We start from the raw sequence: 7045 nt of genomic DNA on the forward strand, positions 1-7045 counted from the left end.
TTTCTTTGTTGAATACTTGTCTTCTGAGCATGTCGAACATTAAACCGTTTTCATCTAATCTTAAGGAGTGACCGTGTACACTTCCACCTCTAATACCGGTTCTTGCGGTATCGAAGTATTCGGTTTCTAAGAGATATTTTGAGATTTTTTCAATGTCTCTTTCTCTTGCTTCAACTACTTGTCTTCCGGATAATGTACCAGTATCGATTCCTCTAAATCTGCATAAGTAGGATCTAGCTCTTAAGAAAGGTTGAGCTGGAGCGAAGTACATGGAGTCTACGAATTGAATGTATCTAATTCTGTCTCCTGCTTTTGCACCGTCGATTGGTGCTACTAATTCTCTTACACTGTCATCTGGCTCATCCATTTCATCTAATGGTGGGTGAACTGATTTGTATTCTTCACCTGGAGCTTTATGACCTAATATTTTTACTACGTCTTCATCAGAGATTTCTCTTAACTTTTCTAACTCATATTCAGCGTTAGTGAAGTTTCTTCTGTTTTGAGCAACCTGAGAAGTACCTGGATAAATTTGTACCATAATTATGCATCTCCTAATGCTAATTTAACTTTTCTAATAATTTCATCTAATTTTTCCTGTGAAATTGTTTGACCTCGGATAACCCCTGTAACAACATCATCGATAGTTCCTAAAGTTTTAATGTTTTCTTCTGTTGGCATGACTTTAGAAGTTTTTACTCCAATTTTAGCAAAATCTTCACAGTCCACAGGTGATTCACATATAATAATGCAGTGTTTATTAACATTCCTTAAAATTAATCTTGCTTTGTAAATTAAGTGATTTGCAACTCCACCTAAGTGAATAACAAGTAATTTGAAATTACGCATTTGTTCCACTTCTTTATCAGTAAGCCCAAATAAGGTACCTCCTGAAGCAGGAGCATCACTAGGAACACCTGCACCAGCATTTAAAACCATTGTACTTGTTAAAACATTTGCTTCACGTAAACCAAAAGTAATTTCGCAAACTGGTTTAGTAATATGCCTACGTCCAGGAGACATAGCTACTGCACATACATCAGCACCACATTCAGCAAAAGTCCCTCTTTGAGCAAGACTTCCACCTTTACCCATACCACTTGCTTCTCTACAATCTACTACGTGAGTACAGCGTCCTATCATATTAATCTAGTCATCCTTTTTAATTATATTCACATGGTCATCGAAATTTGAATATTGATCTGTCATTCCAACTAGTTCATCCGGTAAATCTGAAGATCCATATTTAATTCTATCAGTAACAGTTTTTTCTTTTCTGATATAATTGGACCTATCCTGATTAATATCAAAACCATATGGGATATGTTCTTTACAGATTTCCTCTATTTCACCAATTGTGGATTCCATAGTTATTTCAAGGAATATTCTAGCAGTTTTAACTTGTAAAATGACATCTTCCCCCTTGATATTAATTATCCTACGCTCCCTATATTTTGGAGGCAAAGTAGCTTCACCTTTCGGAAATCTTGGACCATGGATAACAGTCCTTTTTACATCTTCAAGAGATTCCAAGTCATTTAACAATTTTTCTGTTGTGTCACTTCCAAGAACTCTGTAAGGAAATATTTCAATATCCATATTCTAAACCTTCGAAATTAGATTTGTTTAAATTAATTAGATGTCACCTTTAATTTCTTCAGCTGCAATTGCAACAGCATTAATAGGTTCTCTAAATTCATCAATTTGACTGTATACTTCTTTAATTAAACCAGAAGTTGCTTCTGGTGAAAAGAGTTGTGTTCCTGCATCTAATGACATAGCAGCAGCTACACAAGGAATACAGAATCCTTTACTGTGTCTGGTTACAACGTGGTTACCGTTGAAGAGACCAGGACCTCCACCACCGTAGATGGAGTGACTGAAGAAGGAGAATCCTACAGCTACACCTTCTGCTCTACCATAATCGAGACCAGGTAAACCAGTAGCGAATTCAAGGTTGTCGTTGAAGTATAATAAAGTAGATGGAATACCTTGAGCAGCACGAGCAGCACCTACGTTAACCATAGTAGCTGCAACAGCACCAGCAGCAGCATATGCGTTCCATTTAGCTGCATCATCAGTGTTGTAAATAGCGAAATCAGTTAATTGTTCTTGAGGAGCAATTACACCATCTGCTTCTGCACGAGCAATAGTTGCTTGTACAACACTACCAACAGTACCTTCAGCACCGTTTTCTTTTACTAAGTCATATACCATGTTATCAGCATTTAAACCTTGGTAAGCTAAACCTAATAAGTGTAATCTTTCGTATGCACCTAAAGCATCAGCCATTTCAAACATAGCAGTTTGTTCGAAAATTGCAGCTAAAGCAGTAGCTTGGAAAGTGTTTTTCAAGGTAGCAGCAGCGAAGTCGTTTGCTTTTACGTTTCTTAAACCGTAACCTGCACCTTCAAGTTTTTGTGGAATGTCTAACATGGTTGCAATGTTAGAACCTTTGTAGTCTACAGATTGTGGGTATCTACCTAATACTGCAGCTTTTACGAAGTTTGCATCGTAAATATCAACATCACAAATGTCAATAACAGATTGTACTAAAGCTGAAGCGGTTGATAATGGAGCTGCAGAGTATTCTGCACCAACATCGATTCTTCTGGTTGGTACTTGTACTAATAACCTTTTTCCTCCAGAAATAGGTTTTACAACAGTATCATCGTCTTCAGAAATTTGAATAATTCCTTTAATTTTATCTGCGATTGCTTCTGCGTTGTCAACAATAGCGAGATCTAATTCTCTTCCTAAGATTCTGGATTTGTCTCCACCAACGGATGCTGTTTTAACAGATTTTTCAAGTCCTTCTAAGTTTACTGCAACAGTTCTTTTAACACCTTTTACAATGCTTTGAATTGCAGGGTTTCTGAGTGGACTGATAGCTTCGATTGGTACGTCAGATGCAATTTCGTTGCCTCTATCATCGAATAAATCGATTTTATCATCAAACTTTGCCATTTTTTCCCTCCTAAATAAATAGAGTTTAACTAATATACCACTCTCAATGGTGAAATTTTTTCACCAAATTGAGTTGAGCTACAAAGCAAGTTTTTTTGCAATAGCCAGCCATATGGTATACAAATTTTATTTTATATTAGATATAATATAAAGATTACCTATGAAAAGTTTTAGAAAAGTTTATAAAGTATAATAAAACATTTTATTTTTAAGAAAAAACTAGTCAAAAGTATTACTTTTTAATACAAATATAACCGTCAAAAAAATGAATACAACCAATTAAATAACAATAAAATATGATAATAAAATCATATAGACATTTATATATAAAAATAAAATTAAAAAATATGAATTTAAAAGAATAAAGAAAAATAATAAATTATTACTTTTACTTCCCTAAGTAATAAATATTACAAAAGGTAATACAAAATTTTTATCAGAAAATAATACTTCATTTATAAATAAAATGAAAATAAAAATATAAAATTATGCAACTTGTAGCAGATGTTGGAGGAATACCTGGAAAAGATTGTAACGGTTTTTGCAAATACTGTTACTTTAGAAAGGTCAAAGAGGTTAAAAGTTTTGGCTGCGCACATTGTTTGCCCAATAAAATCGGTTGTGAAAGATGCAGCAAAGGCATAAGTGAAACCCAAAGCGAATTTAAGACACCATTCGAAGTGATGAATGAAGTGCAGAGTGCTTTGATGATGAACATGAGGATGGGCGAAATTAGTGCGTACATCAGCGGAGGTGGCGACATAAGCTGTTATCCTCATCTTGAAACCTTAACTGCAAATTTAAACCAATTTTCAATACCTTCTGTTTTAGGCTACACCTGCGGAAAAGGAATAAGCGATTCGGAAACTGCTACAAGATTGATAAATAATGGTGTTAAAGAAGTTTCATTCACAATATTTTCATCAGACCCGAAACTTAGAAAGGAATGGGTTAAAGACCCAAATCCCCAAGAAGCCCTTAAAGCTTGTAAGATATTCTGCGAAAACATCGATTTAACAGGTGCTGCCGTCATCATCCCCGGTGTTAATGATGGAGACGTTCTTAGAGAAACATGCAATTCCCTTGAAGAATGGGGTGCGAAAGGAATGCTTTTAATGAGATTTGCAAATACATTCAATGAAGGATTAATATTGGGTAATGAACCCATTATTAAAGGAATTGAATCACAGCCTGTTGAAGATTTCGCTGAACTTGTTAAACAGATTAACTCCGAATATAAATTTAGAGTTAGCGGAACACCACTTTGTGATCCTGAAACTGGAGGACCATTCGCAATAGCAAATGACGAAAATGAAATCTTTTTACAGTTTATCAAACCAATAACTGGCGAAGCAACAATAATCACGTCAAAAATAGCAGAACCATATATCTCTAAAATTTTCAGCAAACTGGAAACCGGAGACAACGTTAATATTGTTGCAGTTGAAAAAGAAATAGCTTGCTTAATTACAAAAGAAGATTTGGAAAAACTTGATTTAAATGAAATAAAACAAGCTGTAATAATTCCTGGAAGGTCATTCGTTCACCAACTTGATGCTGAGAGGATTTTAAGTGCTGACGGTGTTGAAAGACTTGTCGGTCGTGGCCCAGATACATTAAGCGTTGATGGTGAATTGAGTATCGATATGACAGATGAAAATGTAATAGAAAGAGAATTAGAACAATTTAATGATTTAGTTGATGCCATTAATTTCTTTGGAATGCGCATTATAAAATAAAAAAAAGATTAGTTTGAATCCTCAACAAGAGAACTCACACTATTGATTTTTACTAAAATATAATCATACATGAATGATTTTTTTATTTCAGCAATTTCTGATAATTTTTTACCATCAATAACAACATTTGCTATTTCATCAGAATATTTATCATAATTTAATTTTACACGAACCCCATCCAATTGTGAAGTTACTGGAGTAGGAGAAATAACTTTTTTAATTGCACCCACTTGATTTTCAATTGCATTTTTAACAACAATGGAGGGCACTAACGGCGCATCAAGAGCCATTTCACGTTTTTTATCATTTAATATTTTTTCAAGAGTTTCCACCAATTTGTCAAGTGCACGTATGTCGGGCCCTCTTCTGAGTCTTCTTGGAATTCTACCAAGACCACCAACATATGCGTCAGCACCAGGAAGTTCATCCACATCTATATCAGGTGCACCAGTCACAATAACTGGAATATCAATATCATCATATAAGAAAGCTTTTTCTTTTATGCAATTTTCAAAACTTCCTAAAACAAAAACAGCCACATCATGTTCTTCAATTAAACTTTTTTCTTCTTCAGTAATTCCGGAAGTACCTTTACCATCCCCCCGTGCAAGACCAATCATATTATCTTTTGCACCGAATTCCCTTAAATATTCGGAAATATCACATGCAGCATGAGGCAGATGGTGCCTTGCAAGGGTTGGTGAAATAATAGCTATTTCAGAACCTGCCATAGGGGCGACTGATAGCTTTGCAAGCAACTCTTCAGATTTTGCTTCAATCTTGTCAACATCTTCCATTGGAACTGCCATGTTTAAAACCAATTCCATCTGTTGAATACTATCTTGAAGAATAAAACCGCCTAAATCTTCAATTAATTCCCTAATTTCTTCACTTTTGTGAACTCCACCAGTAAAGATTAATGTTTCATACATGTTAACAACTCTCAAAAAATGCAATTATATAAATAAATCTTTATTTTCTAACTATATTAAAGTTTCCAAAATAGAATATCTTGCTTCAATTCTTTCAAATGGATTTTTTGAAACAAAACCATGGGATGGAATTTCAACCAAATTATCCTTTTCCTGAACATCATTCTTTAAATAATCCGGGTAAACAATGAAATCAGGATTATTCTCCACCAAATTAAATCCCATATCCAAAACAATGTCTTTTAAAAATCTTGAATATACTTTAACATTTATATCTCTTTTAAAATCTGAATTCAAATATTTGCAAGAAAGATCATAACCCTTGAAAAACGATTTTATTTCCTCATCCGACAAGTCATTTTCAGCAATTTTCGAAACTTTCTTAATGCTTTCAAAAACCTGTGAAGAGGTATTGAGTTTTATGGGTAAACTATTCATTTTAACTTTACTTTCAGAAAGTAGAATAGCCAAATCCCCATCTTCTTCATCAGGATCTTTATTTACGATATAATCAGAGATTCCAGCTAATTTTAAAATTTCCTCACACATGGGTGTAGTGATAATTTTCATAATAATATTATTATAATATTATTTAATATAAATTACTTCATGAAAGTAACATTAAGTTTTGAGACAACAAGCAGTGATGATGTATCAATAATGGTAGATGCTTTAAGAGCAAGCACTACAATAACTCTAGCTTTAAACAATTTTAAAAGAATAATACCTTGTTTTACACCTGAAGAAGCATTTAGCTTAAAAGACAAATATGATGGGATTATCGCTGGAGAACGTGGAGGGAAAATGATTGAAGGATTCGACATTGGAAACTCTCCGGAAATCGTTGAAAATTACAAAAGCGATAAGGAAAATTTAATATTGACAACCAGCAATGGAACCAGAATACTTAAAAACATGAACTCCACAGTACTTGTAGGATGCATGATAAATGCAAAGGCAGTTGCTGAGACAAGTTGCAGAATAGCCAATGACCATATTGATATTGTGATGGCGGGCGTTAGAGGAAATTTTGCTTTAGAAGATTTTTTAGCATCCGGAGAAATAATATACTGGATTTGCCAGAACTTGGAAGAATATGAATTAAGCGATTATGCTAAAGCAGCACTGCTTGCAAGCAGAGACTATGAATCATTAAAAGACGGGTTTTACAATAGCATTTCAGGAAAACGCTTGACTGAGCTCAATTATGAAAAGGATATTGAATGCTGTTCTTCTAAAAATCTCAGCGATAATGTTGCAATCTACAAGAATGATGAATTAGTATTGATTAAAGATTAACTTTATATATTTTCATTTCATATAATAATTAGATAATAAATTAATAAGAAGTGTTTTATTTAATGAAAAGAGAATGTTTAACAATAATTGGTACCGCCCATGTATCTT

General features: G+C 33.8%; 8 protein-coding genes. 2 read left to right on the top strand and 6 right to left on the bottom strand.

Going from position 1 to position 7045, the window contains the following annotated elements:
- The 4 genes from mcrG to mcrB form a co-directional block, all read right to left on the bottom strand.
- On the bottom strand, positions 1 to 541 hold a 541-nt coding region (mcrG, locus tag Q4Q55_RS09005; RefSeq protein ID WP_303372483.1), incomplete at its 3' end, for a coenzyme-B sulfoethylthiotransferase subunit gamma.
- 2 nt (positions 542 to 543) lie between these two features.
- Complete coding sequence (gene mcrC, locus Q4Q55_RS09010; RefSeq protein ID WP_303372484.1) at positions 544 to 1143, bottom strand: methyl-coenzyme M reductase I operon protein C; 600 nt, start codon at positions 1141 to 1143, stop codon at positions 544 to 546.
- 6 nt (positions 1144 to 1149) lie between these two features.
- Positions 1150 to 1599, bottom strand: coding sequence for a methyl-coenzyme M reductase operon protein D (gene mcrD / locus Q4Q55_RS09015; protein ID WP_303372485.1), 450 nt, complete (start codon positions 1597 to 1599; stop codon positions 1150 to 1152).
- Between the two features lie 36 nt (positions 1600 to 1635).
- On the bottom strand, positions 1636 to 2967 hold the full coding sequence (gene mcrB, locus Q4Q55_RS09020; protein ID WP_303372486.1) for a coenzyme-B sulfoethylthiotransferase subunit beta: 1332 nt from the start codon (positions 2965 to 2967) through the stop codon (positions 1636 to 1638).
- Positions 2968 to 3455: 488 nt separating this feature from the next.
- Between mcrB and mmp10 the strand changes: the two genes are divergently transcribed.
- Positions 3456 to 4706, top strand: coding sequence for a methyl coenzyme M reductase-arginine methyltransferase Mmp10 (gene mmp10 / locus Q4Q55_RS09025; RefSeq protein ID WP_303372487.1), 1251 nt, complete (start codon positions 3456 to 3458; stop codon positions 4704 to 4706).
- Positions 4707 to 4714: 8 nt separating this feature from the next.
- Here mmp10 and Q4Q55_RS09030 read toward each other — a convergent pair whose 3' ends face one another.
- Both Q4Q55_RS09030 and Q4Q55_RS09035 read right to left on the bottom strand, forming a co-directional pair.
- On the bottom strand, positions 4715 to 5638 hold the full coding sequence (locus Q4Q55_RS09030; RefSeq protein WP_303372488.1) for a methanogenesis marker 7 protein: 924 nt from the start codon (positions 5636 to 5638) through the stop codon (positions 4715 to 4717).
- Positions 5639 to 5689: 51 nt separating this feature from the next.
- On the bottom strand, positions 5690 to 6208 hold the full coding sequence (locus Q4Q55_RS09035; RefSeq protein WP_303372489.1) for a hypothetical protein: 519 nt from the start codon (positions 6206 to 6208) through the stop codon (positions 5690 to 5692).
- Between the two features lie 39 nt (positions 6209 to 6247).
- Here Q4Q55_RS09035 and comB point away from each other — a divergent pair, with 39 nt between their 5' ends.
- On the top strand, positions 6248 to 6937 hold the full coding sequence (comB, locus tag Q4Q55_RS09040; protein ID WP_303372490.1) for a 2-phosphosulfolactate phosphatase: 690 nt from the start codon (positions 6248 to 6250) through the stop codon (positions 6935 to 6937).
- The last annotated feature ends 108 nt before the right edge of the window (positions 6938 to 7045 follow it).

Source organism: Methanobrevibacter sp. (assembly GCF_030539555.1).
Taxonomy (GTDB): Archaea; Methanobacteriota; Methanobacteria; order Methanobacteriales; family Methanobacteriaceae; genus Methanocatella.

Coding starts and splice junctions, on each gene's coding strand:
- mcrC (WP_303372484.1), bottom strand. CDS start 1,143: ATGATAGGACGCTGTACTCACGTAGTAGATTGTAGAGAAGCAAGTGGT.
- mcrD (WP_303372485.1), bottom strand. CDS start 1,599: ATGGATATTGAAATATTTCCTTACAGAGTTCTTGGAAGTGACACAACA.
- mcrB (WP_303372486.1), bottom strand. CDS start 2,967: ATGGCAAAGTTTGATGATAAAATCGATTTATTCGATGATAGAGGCAAC.
- mmp10 (WP_303372487.1), top strand. CDS start 3,456: ATGCAACTTGTAGCAGATGTTGGAGGAATACCTGGAAAAGATTGTAAC.
- Q4Q55_RS09030 (WP_303372488.1), bottom strand. CDS start 5,638: ATGTATGAAACATTAATCTTTACTGGTGGAGTTCACAAAAGTGAAGAA.
- Q4Q55_RS09035 (WP_303372489.1), bottom strand. CDS start 6,208: ATGAAAATTATCACTACACCCATGTGTGAGGAAATTTTAAAATTAGCT.
- comB (WP_303372490.1), top strand. CDS start 6,248: ATGAAAGTAACATTAAGTTTTGAGACAACAAGCAGTGATGATGTATCA.